General features: G+C 60.8%; 17 protein-coding genes. 6 read left to right on the forward strand and 11 right to left on the reverse strand.

The window, feature by feature from the left end:
• Positions 1–32 precede the first annotated feature (32 nt).
• The 4 genes from rloA2 to creD all read left to right on the forward strand — a co-directional run bounded on the left by rloA2 (position 33) and on the right by creD (position 4,162).
• Entirely contained in the window at positions 33–539 is a 507-nt protein-coding gene (gene rloA2, locus PMI34_RS19715; RefSeq protein WP_032829501.1) for a retropepsin-like aspartic peptidase RloA2, read from the forward strand.
• Between the two features lie 59 nt (positions 540–598).
• On the forward strand, positions 599–1,279 hold the full coding sequence (creB, locus tag PMI34_RS19710) for a two-component system response regulator CreB (RefSeq protein ID WP_032829502.1): 681 nt from the start codon (positions 599–601) through the stop codon (positions 1,277–1,279).
• Positions 1,279–2,697, forward strand: a complete 1,419-nt coding sequence (gene creC, locus PMI34_RS19705) for a two-component system sensor histidine kinase CreC (RefSeq protein ID WP_008048215.1) — start codon at positions 1,279–1,281, stop codon at positions 2,695–2,697. Before creB ends, creC begins: the two co-directional genes overlap by 1 nt.
• Before the next feature lie 94 nt (positions 2,698–2,791).
• A complete protein-coding gene (gene creD, locus PMI34_RS19700; protein ID WP_008048216.1) occupies positions 2,792–4,162 on the forward strand; it encodes a cell envelope integrity protein CreD in 1,371 nt (456 codons plus the stop codon).
• A 180-nt stretch (positions 4,163–4,342) separates the two neighbouring features.
• Here the strand turns inward: creD and PMI34_RS19695 are convergent, their stop codons facing one another.
• From PMI34_RS19695 to PMI34_RS19660, 8 genes are all read right to left on the reverse strand, one after another.
• The gene (locus PMI34_RS19695) at positions 4,343–4,972 is read right to left on the reverse strand and encodes a glutathione S-transferase (RefSeq protein WP_008048218.1); all 630 of its coding nucleotides are present in this window, start codon (positions 4,970–4,972) and stop codon (positions 4,343–4,345) included.
• Positions 4,973–5,215: 243 nt separating this feature from the next.
• Entirely contained in the window at positions 5,216–5,395 is a 180-nt protein-coding gene (locus PMI34_RS19690; protein ID WP_008048220.1) for a hypothetical protein, read from the reverse strand.
• Entirely contained in the window at positions 5,392–6,522 is a 1,131-nt protein-coding gene (locus tag PMI34_RS19685) for a PepSY-associated TM helix domain-containing protein (protein WP_032829503.1), read from the reverse strand. Before PMI34_RS19685 ends, PMI34_RS19690 begins: the two co-directional genes overlap by 4 nt.
• A gap of 72 nt (positions 6,523–6,594) precedes the next feature.
• Positions 6,595–9,030: a TonB-dependent siderophore receptor gene (locus tag PMI34_RS19680; protein ID WP_008048223.1), complete on the reverse strand. Its 2,436-nt coding sequence runs from the start codon at positions 9,028–9,030 to the stop codon at positions 6,595–6,597.
• Between the two features lie 240 nt (positions 9,031–9,270).
• Positions 9,271–10,245, reverse strand: coding sequence for a FecR domain-containing protein (locus PMI34_RS19675; protein ID WP_008048224.1), 975 nt, complete (start codon positions 10,243–10,245; stop codon positions 9,271–9,273).
• The gene (locus PMI34_RS19670) at positions 10,242–10,760 is read right to left on the reverse strand and encodes an RNA polymerase sigma factor (protein WP_008048225.1); all 519 of its coding nucleotides are present in this window, start codon (positions 10,758–10,760) and stop codon (positions 10,242–10,244) included. Before PMI34_RS19670 ends, PMI34_RS19675 begins: the two co-directional genes overlap by 4 nt.
• A gap of 193 nt (positions 10,761–10,953) precedes the next feature.
• On the reverse strand, positions 10,954–11,661 hold the full coding sequence (locus PMI34_RS19665) for a 3'-5' exonuclease (RefSeq protein WP_008048226.1): 708 nt from the start codon (positions 11,659–11,661) through the stop codon (positions 10,954–10,956).
• Positions 11,658–13,598 carry a DUF294 nucleotidyltransferase-like domain-containing protein gene (locus PMI34_RS19660; RefSeq protein ID WP_008048228.1) on the reverse strand — a complete coding sequence of 647 codons (1,941 nt, stop codon included), beginning with the start codon at positions 13,596–13,598 and terminating at the stop codon, positions 11,658–11,660. Before PMI34_RS19660 ends, PMI34_RS19665 begins: the two co-directional genes overlap by 4 nt.
• Before the next feature lie 254 nt (positions 13,599–13,852).
• Here PMI34_RS19660 and PMI34_RS19655 point away from each other — a divergent pair, with 254 nt between their 5' ends.
• Positions 13,853–14,299: a response regulator gene (locus PMI34_RS19655; protein ID WP_008048229.1), complete on the forward strand. Its 447-nt coding sequence runs from the start codon at positions 13,853–13,855 to the stop codon at positions 14,297–14,299.
• Between the two features lie 209 nt (positions 14,300–14,508).
• Here PMI34_RS19655 and PMI34_RS19650 read toward each other — a convergent pair whose 3' ends face one another.
• Complete coding sequence (locus PMI34_RS19650) at positions 14,509–16,698, reverse strand: malate synthase G (protein ID WP_008048230.1); 2,190 nt, start codon at positions 16,696–16,698, stop codon at positions 14,509–14,511.
• Positions 16,699–17,280: 582 nt separating this feature from the next.
• On the opposite strand from PMI34_RS19650, the gene PMI34_RS19645 reads away from it, so the two are divergent.
• The gene (locus PMI34_RS19645; RefSeq protein WP_008048231.1) at positions 17,281–17,799 is read left to right on the forward strand and encodes a glycine cleavage system protein R; all 519 of its coding nucleotides are present in this window, start codon (positions 17,281–17,283) and stop codon (positions 17,797–17,799) included.
• Positions 17,800–18,014: 215 nt separating this feature from the next.
• Here the strand turns inward: PMI34_RS19645 and rarD are convergent, their stop codons facing one another.
• Together rarD and PMI34_RS19635 are read right to left on the reverse strand one after the other, a co-directional pair.
• On the reverse strand, positions 18,015–18,902 hold the full coding sequence (rarD, locus tag PMI34_RS19640) for an EamA family transporter RarD (RefSeq protein ID WP_008048232.1): 888 nt from the start codon (positions 18,900–18,902) through the stop codon (positions 18,015–18,017).
• A gap of 205 nt (positions 18,903–19,107) precedes the next feature.
• Positions 19,108–20,082, reverse strand: a complete 975-nt coding sequence (locus PMI34_RS19635; protein WP_008048240.1) for a serine/threonine protein kinase — start codon at positions 20,080–20,082, stop codon at positions 19,108–19,110.
• Positions 20,083–20,259: the final 177 nt, after the last annotated feature.

The raw sequence follows: 20,259 nt of genomic DNA on the forward strand, positions 1-20,259 counted from the left end.
TCCGAATGCTCACTCTCCTGGAAACCCATTACGTGAAATCCCTCCTTGCAGTGCTCTCCCTCATCGCCCTGCCGGTCATGGCCGCCGAGCCGACCCTGTACGGGCGTTATGAATACATCGCCCTGCCGGAAATCGGCGGGCAGGTCCTCAAGGCCAAAATGGATACTGGCGCCCTGACCGCGTCGCTGTCGGCCAAGGACATCGAAACCTTCAAGCGTGACGGTGAAGACTGGGTGCGTTTCCGCCTGGGCACCAAGGATGCGGGCAACCAGGTCTACGAACACAAGGTCGCGCGCATCAGCAAGATCAAGACCCGCACCGAAGAGGACGAGGAGGACAGCGAAGTCGTTGCGCCGACCAAGCGTCCGGTGGTCGATCTGGAGCTGTGCCTGGGCAACGTCAAGCGCACGGTCGAGGTCAATCTGACTGACCGCAGCAGCTTTAACTATCCGTTGCTGATCGGTGCCAAGGCATTGCGCGAGTTCGGGGCGGCGGTGAACCCGGCGCGGCGGTTTACCGCGGACAAGCCCGATTGCTGATTGACGGGGTGTGAGGCTTGGGGCACCGTTCGCCCATATCCATGCCGGGCTCGGACGCCATGCCTCATATCCTGATTGTCGAAGACGAAGCGGCCATTGCCGACACCCTGGTTTTCGCCCTGCAAGGCGAGGGCTTCACCACCACATGGTTGAGCCTCGGCGCGGCGGCGCTGGAACATCAGCGCCAGACCCCGGCGGATCTGATCATTCTCGATATCGGCCTGCCGGACATCAGCGGCTTCGAGACCTGCAAGCAACTGCGGCGCTTCAGCGAAGTGCCGGTGATGTTCCTAAGCGCCCGGGATGGCGAAATCGATCGCGTCGTGGGACTGGAAATCGGCGCCGACGATTACGTGGTCAAACCGTTCAGCCCTCGGGAGGTGGCGGCGCGGGTCCGGGCGATTCTCAAGCGCATGGCGCCCCGCACGGTGAACGAACCGTCGACGCCGTTGTTTCGCATCGATAGCGAACGTGTGCAAATCAGTTATCGCGGTCAACTGCTGACCCTGACCCGCCATGAATTTCGCCTGCTGCAATGCCTGCTCGAGCAGCCCGAGCGCGTCTTCAGTCGAGAACAGTTGCTCGATGCCCTGGGCGTGGCCGCCGACGCCGGTTACGAGCGCAGCATCGACAGCCACATCAAGAGCGTGCGCGCCAAGCTGCGATTGGTGAAGGCTGACGCCGAGCCGATCCAGACCCACCGCGGCCTCGGCTACAGCTACAACCCGGGGCAAAGCTGATGCCGCTGGGAATCCGGATTTTTCTGGTCTACGCATTGTTCATCGGCCTGACTGGCCACTTTGTGCTCAACACGGTCATGCAAGAGATCCGGCCCGGCGTTCGTCAGTCCACCGAAGAAACTCTGGTCGATACCGCCAACCTGATGGCCGAGATCCTGCACGACGACTTCAAGGCCGGCAGCCTGAATCAGAACCGCTGGCCGGAACTGCTCAAGGCCTATGGTGAACGGCAGCCCGGAGCGAAAATCTGGGGCTTGCCAAAGAATCAGGTCAACCATCGCATTTACGTCACCGATGCCAAGGGTATCGTCGTGCTGGACTCCAGCGGGGCTGCGGTGGGGCAGGATTACTCGCGCTGGAATGACGTCTACCTGACCCTGCGCGGCGAATACGGCGCTCGCTCCACGCGCAATGATGCGAACGATCCGGGGTCTTCGGTGATGCATGTCGGCGCGCCGATTCGCGACAATGGCCAGATCATCGGCGTGGTCACCGTGGCCAAGCCCAACAGCTCGTTGCAGCCTTATGTGGATCGCACGGAGCGCCGGTTGCTGGCTTATGGCGCAGGGCTGATCGGGCTCGGTCTGCTGTTCGGCGCGTTGTTGTCCTGGTGGCTGAGTCGCGCCCTGCGAAGGTTGACGGTGTACGCCCAAGGCGTCAGTGAAGGCCGGCGGGTTGAAGTACCGCATTATCGCGGCGGTGAACTGGAGCAGTTGGCCACGGCGGTGGAGCAGATGCGCACGCAGCTTGAAGGCAAGGCCTACGTCGAGCGTTACGTGCACACCTTGACCCATGAACTGAAGAGTCCGCTGGCGGCGATTCGTGGTGCGGCGGAGTTGCTGCAAGGCGAGATGCCGCTGGCCCAACGGCAGCGGTTTGTCGGCAACATCGACAGCGAAAGTGCGCGCATGCAGCAGTTGATCGAACGCTTGCTGAATCTGGCTCAGGTCGAGCAGCGCCAGGGGCTGGAGGAGCGGGTGGCGGTGCCATTGGCGGCGTTGGTGAATGGCCTGCTGAACGCGCAAGCGGCGCGGATCGAAGGCAAACAGTTGCGCGTAGCTCAAACGATTCCATCGGACCTGGCGCTGATCGGCGAGCCGTTTTTGCTGCGTCAGGCACTGGGCAATCTGCTGGACAATGCGCTGGACTTCACCCCTGTTGAGGGGGGGCTGCGATTCACCGCCGAACGGGCAGGCGAGCAGGTCGAGTTCAAGCTTTTCAATCAGGCAGAGCCGATTCCCGACTATGCGTTGCCACGGTTGAGCGAGCGTTTCTATTCGTTGCCGAGACCGGACAGCGGGCGCAAAAGCACCGGGCTTGGGCTCAATTTTGTCGAGGAAGTGGTCAAGCTGCATGGCGGTACGATGAGCATCGGGAATGTCGATGGCGGTGTGGAAGTGACTTTGCACTTACCTTAGGACCGGCTCAGTTTCCACAAAGTCTCCACACTCCCTCCATTCATTCCTCACACAGCCAACCCAGACTTTCCCCATCCAAAACAGGGAGAGCCCCATGAACCGTAGCCTGGCCCTAAAATTCGGGGCAATTGCCCTGTTGATTCTGTTACTGCTGGTTCCACTGCTGATGATCAACGGCGTGATCCAGGACCGCCAGCAACTGCGCGATGGCGTGCTCGAAGACATTGCCCGCAGTTCCAGTTACAGCCAGCAATTGAGCGGGCCGCTGATGGTGGTGCCGTATCGTAAAGTCGTGCGCACCTGGAAGATCCACGAAAAAACCAACAAGCGTTATCAGGAGATCGGTGAGGAACGCGGTCGTTTGTATTTTCTGCCGGAGCGCTTCGAACTCGACGCAGACGTTCAGACCGAACTGCGTTCCCGAGGTATCTACCAGGCGCGGCTGTTCCATGCCGACAACCGCATCAGCGGCCACTTTTCCCTGCCGGTTCAACTGGGCATCAAGGAAGATTTCGCCGATTACCGATTCGACCAGCCGTTCCTCGCCGTTGGTATCAGCGACATTCGGGGTATCGAAAACGCTTTGAAGCTTGAACTCAACGGCCAAAAACTGGATTTCATTCCGGGCAGCCAGGTGGGCTGGCTGGGTGAAGGCGTACACGTGACCCTGCCGGTGTTGGAGACAAAGCAGGCCACGGAGTTTTCCTTCGGTTTTGACCTGAAGCTGCAAGGCACCGGTCAGTTACAGATCCTGCCGGTGGGCAAGACCAGCAAAGTTTCGCTCAATGCCAACTGGCCGCATCCAAGCTTCATCGGCAACTACCTGCCTGCCCAGCGCGAGATCACTGATCAAGGTTTTACCGCCCATTGGCAGACCTCATTTTTCTCCACCAACCTGCAAGAAACTTTGAACAGCTGCGTGTCCCGCGGCGGTTGTGAGACGTTGTCCGGCCGCAGCTTCGGGGTGAGCTTCATCGACCCGGTGGACCAGTACCTGAAAAGCGATCGGGCGATTAAATACGCGTTGCTGTTCATTGTCCTGACCTTCGCCGGGTTCTTCCTGTTCGAAGTGCTGAAAAGCCTCGCGGTGCACCCGGTGCAATACGCGTTGGTGGGGGTGGCACTGGCGTTCTTCTACCTGTTGTTGCTGTCGTTGTCCGAGCACATCGGCTTTGCCCTGGCGTTCCTGTTGTCAGCCAGCGGTTGTGTGTTGTTGATCGGGTTCTACGTTTGCCACGTGTTGCGCAGCGTGCGACACGGGCTGAGCTTTTCCGCAGGATTGGCGGCGTTGTATGGGCTGCTCTACGGGTTGTTGAGTGCTGAGGATTACGCGTTGTTGATGGGCTCGTTGCTGCTGTTCGGCTTGCTGGGCGTGTTCATGGTGTTGACCCGCAAGCTGGACTGGTATGGGGTTGGGCAAAAAACGCCGAAACCTTTGGACTTCGATATTGGAGCGGTGCAATGAGCCGGTCGGTGGGGTTGCGGGAAGACCAGCGAGAGGGGAGGGTGTTGGCGACGCTGATTGCCGGGTTGTTTGAGCCAGATTCGTTGTGCTGCCATCGCGAGCAGGCTCGCTCCCACATGGGACCGCAGTCAAAGGTGGGAGCGAGCCTGCTCGCGAAGGGGGGGAGCAGTCAGCGAAGATCTAAACCTTCGGCATCGTCGCAATCATCGAAGGCCGCTGGCTCACCTCGAAATACCACGCCGCCAGCTGCGGATTGGCTTCGCGCCAATCCAGATCCGGGTGGCGCAGGTCCAGGTAACCCAGTGCACAGGCCACGCTGATCGCGGCCACGTCGAAGTGGCAGGTCAGCTCGGCAATCGCGTCCTTTTCCAGCAGGGCCAGGGCGCGGCGGATCTTGTCGCGCTGGCCGTCGAGCCATTCGTCCCAGTGTTTCTCCGGGGCACGCAGGGCGGTTTCGTAGCGCACCAGCACGGCCGCGTCCATGATCCCGTCGGCAAGGGAAGCGAGGGTCAGGCGCCGCCAGCGGGCCGAGCCTTCGCGGGGGATCAGCGGGTTGCCGACGTGTTGCTGATCGAGGTAGTCGAGGATGACCCGGCTGTCATGGATGACATTGCCGTCCGCCAGGCGCAACGCCGGAATTTTGCTCAGGGGGTTGTCGTCGATCAGGGCCGGGTCCGGGGTAACCGGGGTGAGGACGCTGGTCTGCAGCGCCACGCGGTCCTGTTGACCGGTTTCGTGCAGCAGCACCATGACTTTGCGAACGAAGGGAGAGAGCGGGTTGTGGTACAGGGTCATGCTCGGGGCGGACATGGCAGCGTCTCGATCGGTGGCAGTGACGGGCAGCATAGCGTGTTGAACCCACAGCTCAAGTAGCTAGGTGATCCAGTTAGAGGTGGACAGGATTTCGTAGCAGCTGCCGAGCTTGCGAGGCTGCGTTCGGCTGCGCAGCAGTCGTAATACAGGGGATGCGGTTCTCCTGAAAGAACACGATTGCAGGTTTTACGACTGCTGCGCAGCCGAACGCAGCCTCGCAGGCTCGGCAGCTGCTACGGGTTATCGGGGTTGCAGGAGGCCGCGCAGGGCGAGGATGGCTGGAGTTCCCAGTCCCAGCCAGCTCAGGGCGTCCCAGATTCCATCGCCAAGTAGTGCGGCAAACAATCCGGCTGCGCTGAACAGGGCGATTACCGTGGGCGTCGAGAAGACCTTCCAGAAATTCGACTGCCGGGGCTTCATGCCGCGCTCTCCGCTTTTTCCGGTACCGGCCTGGCCGCCTTGCGTCGCACCACCCACAGGTAGACCCCGCTGCCCAGCACGATAATGGTCAGCACATCCAGGGTCGCCCAGAGTATCTGCATCGGCATGCCGCCGTAGTCACCGAAGTGCAGCGGTTGTGACATGCCCATGGCGTCCATGTACCACGGTCGTTCGGCCACGGCGGTGACTTGCAGGGTGCTGGCGTCGATCAGTACCGGCGTCAGCAGGTGCGAGGTCAGGTGTGTGCTGCCCTTCATGAACACTGCGTAATGATGCTCACTGGAAAAGCGCGTGCCGGGGAAGGCGATGAAGTCCGGCTGCATGCCCGGCGCGACTTCCTTGGCGATATCGAGCAAACGGGTCGCGGGCGCGAGTTGCGTCAGCGGTGGCGCATCGCGGTACGGCGCGACCATCGCGCTCAGGCTGTCGTTGCGCCAGGCGGCAATGATCAGGTCGGCGCAGGCGCTGATCACGCCCGTCATGCCGACCACCAGGGCCCAGGTCAACGTCACCACGCCGATCAGGTTATGCAGGTCGAGCCAGCGCAGGCGCGTGGATTTGTCCTGGCGCACGGTGGCGAATTTCAGGCGGCGCATGAATGGCAGGTACAGCACCGTACCGGAAACAATCGCCACCACGAACAGAATGCCCATGAACGCCAGCAGCAACTTGCCTGGCAAGCCGGCGAACATGTCCACGTGCAGGCGCAACATGGTCATCATGAAACCGCCGTTGGCCGATGGCGTCTCCAGTGCTTCGCCGGTACGGGCGTCGAGCATGAAGGTGTGGGACGAATTCGGCTCGGTGCCCGCGGTCGCGGCCATGATGGTCAGCACCGCGTTGGGCTCATCGTCCTCGAAGCCAAAATACTGCATGACTTCACCGGGGCGATGTTGCTCGGCGGCCTGCACCAACTGCTGCAAATTCAGGTGCGGGGTGTCCGCCGGCATTGCCTTCACTTGCGGCGCATCGCCCAGCAAGTGGTCGATCTCGTGGTGAAAGATCAACGGCAGGCCGGTCAGTGCCAGCAGCAACAGGAACACCGTACAAATCAGGCTGGCCCAGGTATGAACAGCGGACCAGCGGCGAATTGTTTTACTTTTCATTTCATAGCCTTCAGAAAAACCAAGGCCGTCCACGAAGGACGGCCTGGTCATTGGGCGTGTCAGCTCAACGCGTTACCACTTGTAGGTTGCACTTGCGACGACACTGCGCTGGTCGCCGTAGTAGCAGTAGTAGCTGTCGCAAGTCGAGATGTAGTCCTTGTCGAGCAGGTTGGTTGCGTTAACGGCCAGCGAAGCGCCTTTGAGGCTGTTGTCCAGGCGACCGAGGTCGTAGTGAACCACCGCGTCGAACACCGTGTAGGCATCGGCTTTGCCCAGCCAGGTGTTGGCCTGATCGCCATAGGTATTGCCGGTATAGCGCGCGCCGGCGCCGATGCCGAAGCCATCCAGCACACCGTTGTGCCAGGTGTAGTCGCCCCACACCGAAGCTTGCTGGTTAGGCATCAGTTGCAGGCGATTGCCCTTGTAGATGCCCTCTTGCACTTCGGATTTGGCCAGGGTGTAGGCTGCGGTGACCTTGAGGTTTTCGGTCACGTCGGAAACGGCTTCCAGCTCCAGGCCTTTGACTTTCACTTCGCCGGTCTGGCTGGTGACGGTCACGTTGCCCACGTTGTTGGTGACGGAAACGTTTTTCTGGGTCAGGTCATACACAGCCGCCGTCAACAGGGTGTTGCTGCCCGGTGGCTGGTACTTGATCCCCAGTTCCCATTGCTTGCCTTCGGTCGGCTTGAACGACTCGGTCGGCGAGGCGACCGCATTGCTAGTCGGCTGGAACGATTCGGCGTAGGACAGGTAGGGCACGAAGCCCGAGTCGAACACGTAGCTGATCGCCGCGTTGCCGCTGAAGTTCTTGTCGCGTTCGGTGTTGGTGGCATCGCCCTTGTTGAAGAACGTGGTACCGGTATGGACCCAGTCTTCACGGCCGCCGAGGGTCAGGCGCCATTGGCCGAGGGCCATCTGGTCCTGGATGTACAGGCCGGTCTGCTGGGTCTTCTGTTCGTAGTCGTAGAACGCCGTGGAGCGTGGCGGACGGGTGATCGGCAAACCATAGACCGGGTCGTTGACGTTGATGTCTGGCGCGGTGCCGAAGATCGAGAGGTAGTTGGTGGTGTTGCGCTGGTGGTCCAGGCCGATCAGCAAGGTGTGACTGACGTCGCCGGTGACGAAGTCGCCCTGGAAGTTGTTGTCCACGGCGAATTGGGCGATGTCTTCGTCGACATTGGTGGTGCCACGGCCGGTGTTGCCTTGATCGTCAACAATAGACCCGTAAGAGGGGCCGTAACTATTGACGGTCACGGCCTGGAACGACAGCTCCGACTTGGTGTAGCGCAGGTTCTGCCGAAACTGCCAGACATCGTTCAGGCGGTGTTCGAAGGCATAACCCAGCGCGTAGTAGGTGCGGTCGTAGAAGTCATAGTTCGGGTCACCCAGGTTCTTGTGGTGGGAGATATCGCCGAACGGCATGTCGATCTTGGTGCCCTGGATCGGATAGAACTGGCTGGTGATACCGGTATCGTCACGGGTGAACTGCGTGAGCAGGGTGAATTTGGTGTCTTCGTCGATGTTCCAGGTCAGGCTCGGTGCAATGTTGTAGCGCTTGTCATCGATGTGGTCGATGGGCGTACCGCCGTCGCGCAGTACGCCGCTGAGGCTGTACAGGAACTGGCCTTCGTCGTCGATCTTGCCGGTGCTGGCGAAGTTGATCTGGCGATGATTGTCACTGCCGTATTGCAACTGGATCTCGGTGTTGGCTTCAGCGCTTGGGCGACGGCTGACCATGTCCAGCAGGCCGCCCGGCGGGGTTTGGCCGTACACCGAGGAGGCCGGGCCGCGCAGCAGCGCCAGGCGGTCGAGGTTCCAGGTTTCCTGTTTCGGGTTGGAGTACACACCTTTTGGCAGTGGCAGGCCGTCGAGGAATTGAGTTGGCTCGAACCCCCGCACGCGCAACCAGTCGGCGCGGGTGTCGCTGCCGAAGCTGCTGGAGGTGATACCCGGCAAGTAGCGCACGGCATCATCGAGGGTGTGCGCGTTGCGGTCATCCATCTGCTCACGAGTGACGACCGAAATCGAACGTGGCGCCTCGACCAGCGCGGTGTCGGTCTTGGTGCCGGCGGCGGTGCGCTTGGCCAGGTAGCCCTGTACCGGGCCCCAGGCGCTTTCAGTGTCTTGCACGCCGATCACGCTGGTTGCCGGCAAGTCCATCACACCCTCGGGCACGGCCATCAGGCTGTAGGTGCCCGCATTGCTCTGTTCCAATTGCAGCCCGGTGCCACGCAGGGCTTCGCGCAGGGCGCCGGCTGCGTCGAATTGGCCTTTGACCGGCGCCGAGGTCTTGCCCGCCGCCAGGGAAGGATTCAGCGACAGGGCCAAACCGGCCTGGCTGGCGATCTGGTTCAGGGTGCTGGACAGCGGCGCGGCCGGCAGGTTGTAGGCGCGGACGCTGGACGCCTGTTCAGCGGCGACCAGTTGGCTGCTGGCCAACGGGGTGCAAAGGGCAATGGCGATCGCCAGCAAACTGTGGCGCAACAGGGAGTCTAGCGAACGAGGCATACAGCGGCTCCTGAATGGAAACATTTCTCAATTGCCTGTGTGCCGAACGAAAATCAAAAAGTGATAGGGCTGGATGAAAATAATTTCGATTCAGCGCTCGGTTGCAGCGCCTGTTGGGTCAAACCGGTTTTTGCGGGGAGTCGAACGCCGTCATCGCGAGCAAGCTCGCTCCTACAGTTGAATGCGGTCCCCTGTGGGAGCGGGCTTGCCCGCGAAGGCAGACTGTCTGGCGCTACGATTTCAGGGCTTGGTATCAGCCTTGGCCACCACCTTCACCCACCATGGCGTGTGCTGTTCGATCTGCACCGGCAAGGTCGGCAGCAGGGCATTGAGTGCCAGGTCGGTGTCGCGCAGCGGGAAGCTGCCGGTGATGCGCAGGTCGGCCACTTCCGGCGCGACCCCGACGTATCCGTTTCGATAGCGGCCGATTTCATGCACCAGATCTTCCAGCCGCGTGTTGTCCACCACCAGCATGCCACGGGTCCAGGCATCCGCGCCGAGGTTGACGGCCAGAACCGGGCCCAGGCCGTTGTTGCGGATCAGCACCTGTTGGCCTTCGCGCAGAATCTGTTCGTCCGGGTTGGACTCAGGGTGAACCGCCACCGCCGACTGCAAGACGCTCAAGCGCGTTCCGTCTTCCTCGCGCTTGACCAGAAACCGCGTACCCAGCGCACGCATGCTGCCTTCGCGGGTTTCGACGATGAACGGCCGGGGATCGCCATGGCCGGTTTCAACCAGGATTTCGCCTTCCTGAAGCACGATGCGCCGCTGCTTTTCATCGAAACGCAGATCCAGCGCGCTGTGGGTATTGAGATTGATCAGCGTGCCGTCAGCCAGACGCAGGGTGCGCTGCTCGCCAACGGCGGTGCGCTGGTCGGCCAGCCAATAGTCGATCGACAGGTAACGATCCCCGGCGAACAGGGCCAGGCCGATCACGGCGACGATACTGGCGACACCGTTGCCAAGCTTGCGCACTCGCCGGCGAATGCCTGCGCGCGATTGCAGCAAGGCCGTGCGGGCCGGGCCGCTGGCCACGTTGAAACGCTGGTCGAGCATGCCCAATTGGCGCCAGGCGCGGGCGTGTTCTTCGTGGGCCGCGTGCCATTTGGCGAATTCTTCGCGTTCTATCGGGTTGGCGGAGTCCATGGACAACTGCCAGGCAATCGCCGCATCCAGCACGTTGGCCGATACTGGTTTGGAACTGACCGGGTTCACGTCGGCTCACCATACAGAGCGATGTAGCACTGGCGAATGCCTTGGGCCAGGTACTGGCGCACCCGCGGCACCGACACACCGAGGCGCTCGGCGATTTCTGCGTGGCCGAGGCCGTCGAGGCGGTTGTAGAGGAACGCCGCCCGGGCCTTGCTGGATAGCTTGCCGAGCAAGCGGTCGATGTTTTTCAGGTCTTCGAGGATCATTTGCTGTTCTTCCACCGAAGGTTGTTCGGCTTCCGGGATCAGCATCAGTTCGGTGAGGTAGGCCTGTTCCAGCGCGGCGCGACGGAAATAATCGAACAGCAGGCCCTTGGCTATCGCCACCAGGAACGCCCGGGGCTCGCGCGGCACCTTCAGTTCCTCACGGCCCAGCAAACGTACGAACGTGTCCTGGCTCAGGTCTTCGGCCCGCTGCGGGCAGGCGACGTTGCGTCGAAGCCAGGCCAATAGCCAACCGCGATGGTCGCGATATAACGCACCGACGAGCTCACTTTGAGGGCTTGGAACTGACGACACGCAGCATCACCGATTGGGAAATATTAACTAACGAGAATTGTTCGCGATTGTGGCAGAGGCGAGGGAGGTAAGCAATTGGCGTTGGTCGGAGAGCGCGTCATCGTTCATCGCGGGCAAGCCCGCTCCCACAGGGATTTCGGTACTCCTGTGGGAGCGGGCTTGCCCGCGATGAAGCCGGAGCAGGCGCCGAAGACTAGAAGGAAGGTGTTTGTTGGCGCCGTTTCCACTGACTCAAGCGCTGTTGCAGATTCAACGGGCTATGAATCTGCTGCTGCCGCGCGCGGCTGAACAGGATCAGCATCAATTCGGCGGTGGCCAGGGCGTCGGCGCTGGCGTGGTGGCGTTCGAAGACTTCGAGCTTGAACCAGTCGATCCAGTCGTCCAGCCCGGCCTCGCGAAAGTGCGCCTGGGGGCATAGCAGCGGGGCAATGTCCGCCACGTCCAGAAACGGATGCTGCAACTTGAAACCCAGATGATCTTTCAGCGCACGGCCGAGCATGTGCTGGTCAAACGGCGCGTGGAAGGCCAGCACCGGACTGTCCCCGATGTACTCCATCAGGTCGAGCAGTGCTTCTGCCGGGTCGCTGCCCGCTGCAATGGCGCTGGGGCCAATGCCGTGGATCAGCACGCTGGGGCCGAGTTTTACTTGCGGATATTGCAAGGTGCGTTCGAACTGCTGGCGAAAGTCGATGGCCCCGTCCTCGATCGCTACCGCACCAATCGACAACACATGGTCCTTGTTCAGGTTCAGCCCGGTGGTTTCCAGATCGAGCACCACCCAGCGCTGCTCACGCAGGCTGCATTCGCCCAGGGCGGCAGCGGCCGGCAAGCGTTCCAGGCGATGCTGCAGGTCGGCGGACAGGGTGAGGCTCGGCGGGCGCAGCCACGAAAACAGGCTCATAACTGATACCGCAAGGCCAGGCTGCTTTGCAGGCGCAGTGCCTGGCGCAGGGACTCACGCAGGATGCGCCGGTCCAGGTGATTGAGGCTGTCGGGATCGACCCGGTTCGAGTAGGGAAAATTCTCCCGGGTCTGTAATTGGTGTTGCTGCATGCGGGTTTGCTGAATGAAGTGATAGGCCTCTTCGTACGCGGCGCCGTCCAGGGGATCGATGACCTCCTTGTCGATCAGCTGGCGAAAACGCTCCAGCGTGTTGTTCGCTTCGATACCGTGGACCATGGCCAGCAACCGGGCGCCGTCGACAAACGGTGCCAGGCCCTGGATCTTAAGGTCCAGGGTGGCCTTCTCACCATTTTTGCGCGCCAGCACGAACTCGCGGAAACGTCCTACGGGCGGGCGATTGCGCAGCGCATTCTCAGCCATCATGCGCTGGAACAAACGGTTGTCGCCGACCTGATCGAGAATCCCCCGACGCAACTGCTCGCAGCCTTGCTCGCTGCCCCAGACCACGCGCAAATCGAAATAGATGCTCGAACCCAGCAGGTTCTCCGGGGTGGCTTCGCGGATGAACGCCGCAAAGCGCCGCGCCCATTCGGCCCGGGACAGGCACAGCTCGGGGTTGCCGGCCATGATATTGCCTTTGCACAAGGTGAAGCCGCACAGCGCCAGACTCTGGTTGATCTGCTGGGCAATGGGCAACAGCTTGCCGCGAATCTCGGCGGCATGGGCTGCATCCCTGGCTTCGAACAGAATGCCGTTGTCCTGATCGGTGTGCAGGGTCTGCTCGCGACGGCCTTCACTGCCGAAACACAGCCAGCTGAATGGCACGCCGGGATCACCTTTTTCGGCGAGGGTCAGTTCGATCACCCGGCACACGGTGTGGTCGTTGAGCAGGGTGATGATGTGGGTGATCTGCGTCGAAGACGCACCATGGGCCAGCATGCGCTCGACCAGTTGGCCGATTTCGCCCCGCAGCGCCACCAGGTTTTCCACCTTCTGTGCGTTGCGGATGGTGCGCGCCAGGTGCACCAGGTCGACCCGTTGCAGGGAAAACAGATCGCGCTCGGAAACCACGCCGCACAAGCGTTGGTCCTTGACCAGGCAGACATGGGCGATGTGACGCTCGGTCATGGCAATCGCCGCGTCGAATGCACTGTGATCCGGCGACAGGAAGAACGGCGCCCGGGTCATGTGTCCTTCGATGGCTTCGTTGAAATCACTGCTCCCGTTGGCCACGGTTTGACGCAAGTCGCGCAGGGTGAAAATCCCCAATGGCGCCTTGAATTCATCGACCACCACGATGCTGCCGACCTGTTGTTCGTGCATCAATGTCACGGCTTCGCGCAATGGCGTCAGCGGGCCGCACGTTACGGGGTGGCGCATGGCCAGTTCGCCCAGTCGGGTATTGAGCGAATATTGGGTGCCCAGGGTTTCCACGGCTTTTTGCTGCACTTGCTGGTTGACCTGATCCAGCAGGCTGCTGACACAGCGCAGGGCGAAGTTACGGAAGGTGTCCGACAGCGAAAACAGGCGGATGAACGCCGGTTTGTTCAGTTGCAGGCAGAAGGTGTCCTCGCCGGCCAGGTGCTCGGTGCGGGTCGCCCGTTCACCCAGCAACGCCGCGAGGGGGAAACACTCGCCGGTGGTGATCTCGAAGACCGTTTCGGTGCCACCTTTTGCCGTATGCGGACGCTCGCCCACGACCCGGCCTTGCTTGACGATATAGAAGTGCTCGACCGGCCCGTCGGCGGGTTTGATGATGCTCTCGCCGGGGGCGTAAAAACGCAGCTGACATTGCTCGACCAGATACGCCAGGTGAGCGTGTTCCATCTGGTTGAAGGGCGGGAAGCGCTGAAGGAATTGCAACGTGCCCTGGATGTTCTGCAACACCGCGGTTTTCCCTGCCTGTGTGAAGGCGTCCGCTTTACTCATAACCATTACCGCAGTCTTTTTTTGAATTGTTGTAGTCGGATGACATGGACATGGTCGACCCCTGCGGTCGGGGTGCCCATTGGACGTAAGTCTAGGTAGGCGGTTAGCGCGCTGAAATGTCGGAAAAGTCCTACGCAATTGTGCGAAAAACCTCTCTGTTGCCCTATTGGACTATTCTCCGACGAGGTGCACATTGATGGTCTGCTTAGGGATGCCTCACTGCTGTGCCAGGGAATGGTATTGAACATATAGGGAAAGTCATGTCCGACCACGATATTTTGAGCGACGCCGAGCGCGAAGCGCTGAGTGCCGTCATGCTGGAACCTGACCTGCCACCGCAACGGGTGCTGATCGTCGATGACGATAAAGACGCCCGGGACCTGCTGTCAGAGATCCTGGCGCTGGACGGTATTCGCTGCCTGACCGCGGCCAGTGGCGAAGCGGCACTCAAGATGCTGGAGGAGAAACCTTCGATCGGACTGTTGATTACCGACCTGCGCATGGGTCATGTCGACGGGCTGGACCTGATCCGGCAGGTCCGCGAGTCGGTACGGGCGGCGTTGCCGGTCATCATCGTATCGGGCGATGCCGACGTAAAAGATGCGATCGCCGCGATGCATTTGAGTGTGGTGGACTTTCTGCTCAAGCCGATCGATGCCGGCAAGCTGCTGGAGTTGGTCAAGCATGAGCTTGGGATGGAGCCTTAGTCCAAGCCGGTAAACCCTGCACAATCCCTGTGGGAGCGGGCTTGCTCGCGAATACGTAGTGTCAGTCGAGTATTTTTTGGCAGATGCACCGCTTTCGTCGGAACGCCGCCCGGAGCAAGCCCACTCCCACAAAGAGCAACAAATCATTGCAAACAAAAAAGCCCTGATCTTTCGATCAGGGCTTTTTCATGTCCGGCGCAGACGCTCAGTTACAGGCCATTGGCAGCCTTGAACTCGCGACGACGACGGTGCAGGACCGGCTCGGTGTAGCCGTTCGGCTGCTTCGTGCCTTCAACCACCAGTTCGACCGCCGCCTGAAAGGCGATGTTGCTGTCGAAGTTGGGGGCCAGCGGACGGTACAGCGCGTCGCCGGCGTTCTGACGGTCAACCACCGGCGCCATGCGCTTGAGGCTTTCCATCACTTGCTCTTCGGTGACGATGCCGTGACGCAGCCAGTTGGCGATGTGCTGGCTGGAAATACGCAGCGTGGCACGGTCTTCCATCAGGCCGACATCGTTGATGTCCGGCACTTTCGAACAGCCAACGCCTTGGTCGATCCAGCGCACCACGTAACCGAGAATGCCCTGGCTGTTGTTGTCCAGTTCGTTCTTGATCTGTTCGGCGGTCCACTGCGGGTTCACCGCCAGCGGGATGGTCAGGATGTCGTCCACCGAAGCGTGGGCACGCTTGGCCAGTTCGGCCTGACGGGCGAACACGTCAACCTTGTGGTAGTGCAGCGCGTGCAGAGCGGCAGCGGTCGGCGATGGTACCCAGGCGGTGTTGGCACCGGCCATCGGGTGGGCGATTTTCTGTTCGAGCATCGCCGCCATCAGGTCAGGCATGGCCCACATGCCTTTACCGATCTGTGCGCGACCTTGCAGGCCGGTGCTCAGGCCGATATCGACGTTGGAGTTCTCGTAGGCGCCGATCCATTTTTCCGCCTTCATGTCCGCCTTGCGCACCATCGGGCCGGCTTCCATGGAGGTGTGGATTTCATCGCCCGTGCGGTCGAGGAAGCCGGTGTTGATGAACACCACTCGCTCGCTCGCCGCCTTGATGCAGGCCTTGAGGTTGATCGTGGTACGACGCTCCTCGTCCATGATCCCGACTTTGAGGGTGTTGCGCGGCAAGCCCAGCACGTCTTCGATGCGACCGAACAGCTCGTTGGTGAACGCTGCTTCTTCCGGGCCATGCATTTTCGGCTTCACGATGTAGATCGAGCCGGTGCGGGTGTTTTTGCGCGAGGTGTTGCCGTTCAGGTTGTGCATCGATGCCAGGCAAGTCACCAGGCCATCGAGAATGCCTTCCGGCACTTCGTTACCGTCTTTGTCCAGAATCGCATCGATGGTCATCAGGTGACCGACGTTACGCACGAACAGCAACGAACGACCGTGCAGGCTCAGTTCACTGCCATCGACAGCGGTGTAGGTGCGGTCGGCGTTCATGGTGCGGGTAAAAGTCTGACCGCCTTTGGCGACTTCTTCCGACAGATCGCCCTTCATCAGGCCGAGCCAGTTGCGGTAGATCACCACTTTGTCATCGGCGTCGACGGCGGCAACCGAGTCTTCGCAGTCCATGATGGTGGTCAGCGCGGCTTCCATCAGGATGTCTTTGACGCCGGCCGCGTCGGTCTGGCCGACCGGGGTGCTGGCGTCGACCTGGATTTCGAAATGCAGGCCGTTGTTTTTCAGCAGGATCGCGGTCGGTGCAGCGGCATCGCCCTGGAAGCCGATCAGTTGCGCATCGTTGCGCAGGCCGGTGTTGCTGCCGCCTTTGAGGGCGACCACCAGTTTGCCGTCGACGATCTTGTAGCCGGTGGAGTCGACGTGGGAGCCGGCGGCCAAAGGCGCTGCTTCGTCAAGGAAGGCACGGGCGAAAGCGATAACCTTGTCACCGCGTACCTTGTTGTAGCCTTTGCCTTTTTCCGCGCCATCGGCTTCGCTGATGGCGTCGGTACCGTAGAGCGCGTCATACAGCGAACCCCAACGGGCGTTCGAGGCGTTGAGGGCGAAACGGGCATTCATCACCGGCACTACAAGCTGCGGGCCGGCCATGCGGGCGATTTCTTCGTCGACGTTTTGCGTCGTTGCCTGGAAATCGGCCGCTTCTGGCAGCAGATAACCGATCTCTTGCAGGAAGGCTTTATAGGCTTTCGGGTCGTGCACCTGGGCTGTCCCAAGAGCTCGACGCGCTTGGTGCCAGCCATCGATACGAGCCTGGAAATCATCGCGTTTGGCGAGTAGGGCTTTGTTCTTCGGCGCCAGGTCATGGATGACCTTGTCGGCACCGGCCCAGAACTTATCGGCGGTGAGGCCGGTACCGGGAATGGCTTCGTTGTTCACGAAGTCGAACAGGACTTTGGCGACCTGCAGGCCACCGACTTGAACGTGTTCAGTCATTGCTTGCCTCACTCTGCTCAGCTATTTCGCTTTTCAGCTCTTCAATTTAACAATGAAGCCTTTGGCCATTTAAACCACAAACCCCTCTACCAGTACATGCCCATGACGGGCGGCTGGGTTGGGACCAATCAACGGCTTGGGGCCTTGCTGACAGGGCTTTCAGGGTTGCGAACGTGCCTGCGGCAGACATCGATCCAACGTTATGTAGTGCGCGCTGCGGCATACTACATGATGAATTGCGGTTGTGAAAATTAGACTAATTACGTCGTTCTGCGACTCCATGACGCATTGCGGTCACGGCGCGGAGCAGGATGTTCTCAAAAAACCAGTAGATTGTTCCAGTTAAATATCAAAAGTTGTACACGATTTGTTTGGTCGGTCAGATCGGCGGTGCATCCATTCGCGAGCAAGCCCGCTCCCGCAAGGACAGCGCATGACCCTGTGGGAGCGGGCTTGGTCCGGGCGGCGTTCCGACGAAGGGGCCAGTCGATTCACCTTTGATTCCGGATCTGCCCAGGCACCTCCCATCCCTTGCCTATACTTGGTTCTCTATAACAAAAGTCATGACCAGAGGGCTGTGCCATGGACCACCTCGTACTCACTGTTTTTGCTCCGGACAAGCCCGGACAAGTCGAGCGCATCGCCCAGTGCATTGCCGAGCACGGCGGCAATTGGCTGGAAAGCCGCATGTCGCGCATGGCGGGACAATTCGCCGGGATTCTTCGAGTGGGGGTGCCGGCCGAGGCCTACGACGAATTGGTCGATGCCCTGCAAGGCTTGTCCACCCTGGGCATTCGCGTATTGATCGCCGAAAGCAGCATCGAACAATCCTGCACCTGGAAACCGATCGCCATGGAGCTGGTGGGCAATGATCGCCCGGGGATCGTGCGTGACATCACGCGCTTGTTGAGCGAGCAGGGGGTGAGTCTTGAACGGCTGGTCACCGAAGTGCGCCCGGCACCGATGAGCAGCGAGCCGTTGTTCCATGCCGAAGCGATTCTCGCGGTCCCGCTGACGCTGTCGCTGGACGTACTGCAATCGCGCCTGGAAACCCTGGCTGACGACCTGATGGTCGAATTGGTGCTGCGCAGTGAACCTTGATCAGGTTATCCAAGTTAAACGTGCACCGGCCTGTGGATAACCTGTAGAGACACTCCGCCAGGCCACGCCGACCGGGGCTATTCAGGTTCTGATCAAAAAACCAGCAGTTTCAGCTACTTGCGCACAAACGGCGGGGATCACGCTGTGGATAACCTTGGGAAGGAATGATGCAGGCCACGGGAGACGTGGCCTGTAGGTTTTTGTGCGTTTTTTGATCAGCTGCGGCGGCGCAAACTTATCCACGCATCGACGCTGTAAACCGCCAGGCCGGCCCAGATAAACATGAACGCTACCAAGGTGCTGGACGACAGGTGCTCACCAAACAGCAGGACTGCTTGCAGCAGAACCAGGGTTGGCGCCAGGTACTGAAGGAACCCCAGTGTCGTGTAGGGCAAATGCCGTGCAGCAGCGTTGAAGCAAACCAGCGGCACCAGCGTGATCGGACCGGCGGCGACCAGCCACCAGGCCTGGGACGTGGTCCAGAATTCGGCCTGGGCGCTGCTGGCCGTCGGATTGAGCAGCAACCAGCCGATGGCAATCGGTACCAGCATCCAGGTTTCCACCACCAGCCCTGGCAGCGCCTTGACCGGCGCCTGCTTGCGAATCAGGCCATAGAAACCGAAGGTCAGTGCCAGCACCAGCGACACCCACGGCAGGCTGCCGACCTGCCAGACCTGTTGGGCCACACCGACAGCCGCCAGACCGACGGCAATCCATTGCATGCGCCGCAGCCGTTCGCCGAGGATCAGCATGCCCAGCAATACGTTTACCAACGGGTTGATGTAGTAACCGAGGCTGGCCTCCAGCATGCGGCCGTTGTTCACCGACCAGACGTAGGTCAGCCAGTTGGCCGCGATCAGCGCACCGCTCAGGGCCAGGATCGCCAGGCGTCGCGGGTTTTCCCGCAGCTCGCGCCACCAGCCGGGATGCTTCCAGACCAACAGCAACAAGGCGCCGAACAACGCCGACCACAGCACCCGGTGGATGATGATTTCCACGGCGGGCACGCTGGCGATGGCTTTGAAGTAGAGGGGGAAAAGTCCCCAGATGATGTAGGCACTCAGGCCCAGAATGTACCCGCGACGCGGGTTGGCGGCTTGCATGCAGAATCCTTGCTTAGGCAGCTAACAAAGAGGGGATTGTAAGGAGAATTGTCTGCGAATGTCCTGACTGAATAGGTAGGTCATTTGTGAACACAGTACCTGTGGGAGCGGGCTTGCTCGCGAATGCGTGGTGTCAGTCACTTCATGTTTCAACTGATAGACCGCCTTCGCGAGCAAGCCCGCTCCCACATGGGGTCTGTGTTTGTCAGAAGAGCTTCAGTGGCTCTTCGTTGAGCGCCGCCAGTTGTTCGCGCAACGCCAATACCTGATCCCCCCAATAACGCTCGGTGCCGAACCACGGGAAACTGCGGGGGAAGGCCGGGTCGTCCCAGCGGCGGGCGAGCCAGGCGCTGTAGTGCATCAGGCGCAAGGCGCGCAACGGTTCGATCAAGGCCAGTTCACGGGGGTCGAAGTCGTGGAACTCGTTGTAGCCGTCCATCAGTTCCGACAACTGGCTCAGGCAATCCTGACGATCGCCGGCGAGCATCATCCAGATGTCCTGCACCGCCGGACCCATGCGGCAGTCGTCGAGGTCGACGATGTGGAACATCTCGTCACGGCACATCATGTTGCCGGGGTGGCAGTCACCGTGCATGCGGATGTTCTGGTGCGGCGTGTTGCTGTAGGCATCTTCCACACGCTTGAGCAGATCGCGGGCCACCGATTCGTAGGCCGGTAGCAGGCTACGGGGGATGAAATTGCCGTCGAGCAACGTGGCCAGCGAGTCATGGCCGAAGTTTTTCACCGCCAGCGCTTCACGGTGCTCGAACGGCCGGGTCGAGCCGACCGCATGCAGGCGCCCGAGCAACTGGCCAAGGCGATACAGCTGATCAAGGTTGCCCGGCTCCGGCGCGCGGCCACCACGGCGGGGGAACAGGGTGAAACGGAAACCGTTGTGCTCGTGCAGGGTTTCACCGTTGTGGATCAACGGCGCCACGACCGGCACCTCGCAGTCGGCGAGTTCGGCGGTGAACTGGTGCTCTTCCAGAATCGCTTCGTTGCTCCAGCGTTGCGGCCGGTAGAACTTGGCGATCAGCGGTTCGGCGTCTTCGATGCCGACCTGATAGACGCGGTTCTCGTAGCTGTTGAGGGCCAGGATGCGTGCGTCGCTTAGAAAGCCGATGCTTTCAACGGCATCGAGCACGAGGTCTGGCGTAAGGGTTTCAAACGGGTGGGCCATGCTGACTCCTGCGCGCAGCAGGCTGCTGCGTCCGGCCAGGCATGGTAGCGCAGACGGCAGGGCTTTAGGGGGTGGGCTTGAGATGTGTGGTGTCTGGGCTGACGCCTTCGCGGGCAAGCCCGCTCCCACAAGGACTACATGAATCCCTGTGGGAGCGGGCTTGCCCGCGAAGAGGCC

Origin of the sequence: Pseudomonas sp. GM74, assembly GCF_000282455.1 — a bacterium.
Lineage (GTDB): Bacteria > Pseudomonadota > Gammaproteobacteria > Pseudomonadales > Pseudomonadaceae > Aquipseudomonas.

Coding starts and splice junctions, on each gene's coding strand:
- creB (WP_032829502.1), top strand. CDS start 599: ATGCCTCATATCCTGATTGTCGAAGACGAAGCGGCCATTGCCGACACC.
- creC (WP_008048215.1), top strand. CDS start 1,279: ATGCCGCTGGGAATCCGGATTTTTCTGGTCTACGCATTGTTCATCGGC.
- creD (WP_008048216.1), top strand. CDS start 2,792: ATGAACCGTAGCCTGGCCCTAAAATTCGGGGCAATTGCCCTGTTGATT.
- PMI34_RS19695 (WP_008048218.1), bottom strand. CDS start 4,972: ATGTCCGCCCCGAGCATGACCCTGTACCACAACCCGCTCTCTCCCTTC.
- PMI34_RS19690 (WP_008048220.1), bottom strand. CDS start 5,395: ATGAAGCCCCGGCAGTCGAATTTCTGGAAGGTCTTCTCGACGCCCACG.
- PMI34_RS19685 (WP_032829503.1), bottom strand. CDS start 6,522: ATGAAAAGTAAAACAATTCGCCGCTGGTCCGCTGTTCATACCTGGGCC.
- PMI34_RS19680 (WP_008048223.1), bottom strand. CDS start 9,030: ATGCCTCGTTCGCTAGACTCCCTGTTGCGCCACAGTTTGCTGGCGATC.
- PMI34_RS19665 (WP_008048226.1), bottom strand. CDS start 11,661: ATGAGCCTGTTTTCGTGGCTGCGCCCGCCGAGCCTCACCCTGTCCGCC.
- PMI34_RS19660 (WP_008048228.1), bottom strand. CDS start 13,598: ATGGTTATGAGTAAAGCGGACGCCTTCACACAGGCAGGGAAAACCGCG.
- PMI34_RS19655 (WP_008048229.1), top strand. CDS start 13,853: ATGTCCGACCACGATATTTTGAGCGACGCCGAGCGCGAAGCGCTGAGT.
- PMI34_RS19650 (WP_008048230.1), bottom strand. CDS start 16,698: ATGACTGAACACGTTCAAGTCGGTGGCCTGCAGGTCGCCAAAGTCCTG.
- PMI34_RS19645 (WP_008048231.1), top strand. CDS start 17,281: ATGGACCACCTCGTACTCACTGTTTTTGCTCCGGACAAGCCCGGACAA.
- rarD (WP_008048232.1), bottom strand. CDS start 18,902: ATGCAAGCCGCCAACCCGCGTCGCGGGTACATTCTGGGCCTGAGTGCC.
- PMI34_RS19635 (WP_008048240.1), bottom strand. CDS start 20,082: ATGGCCCACCCGTTTGAAACCCTTACGCCAGACCTCGTGCTCGATGCC.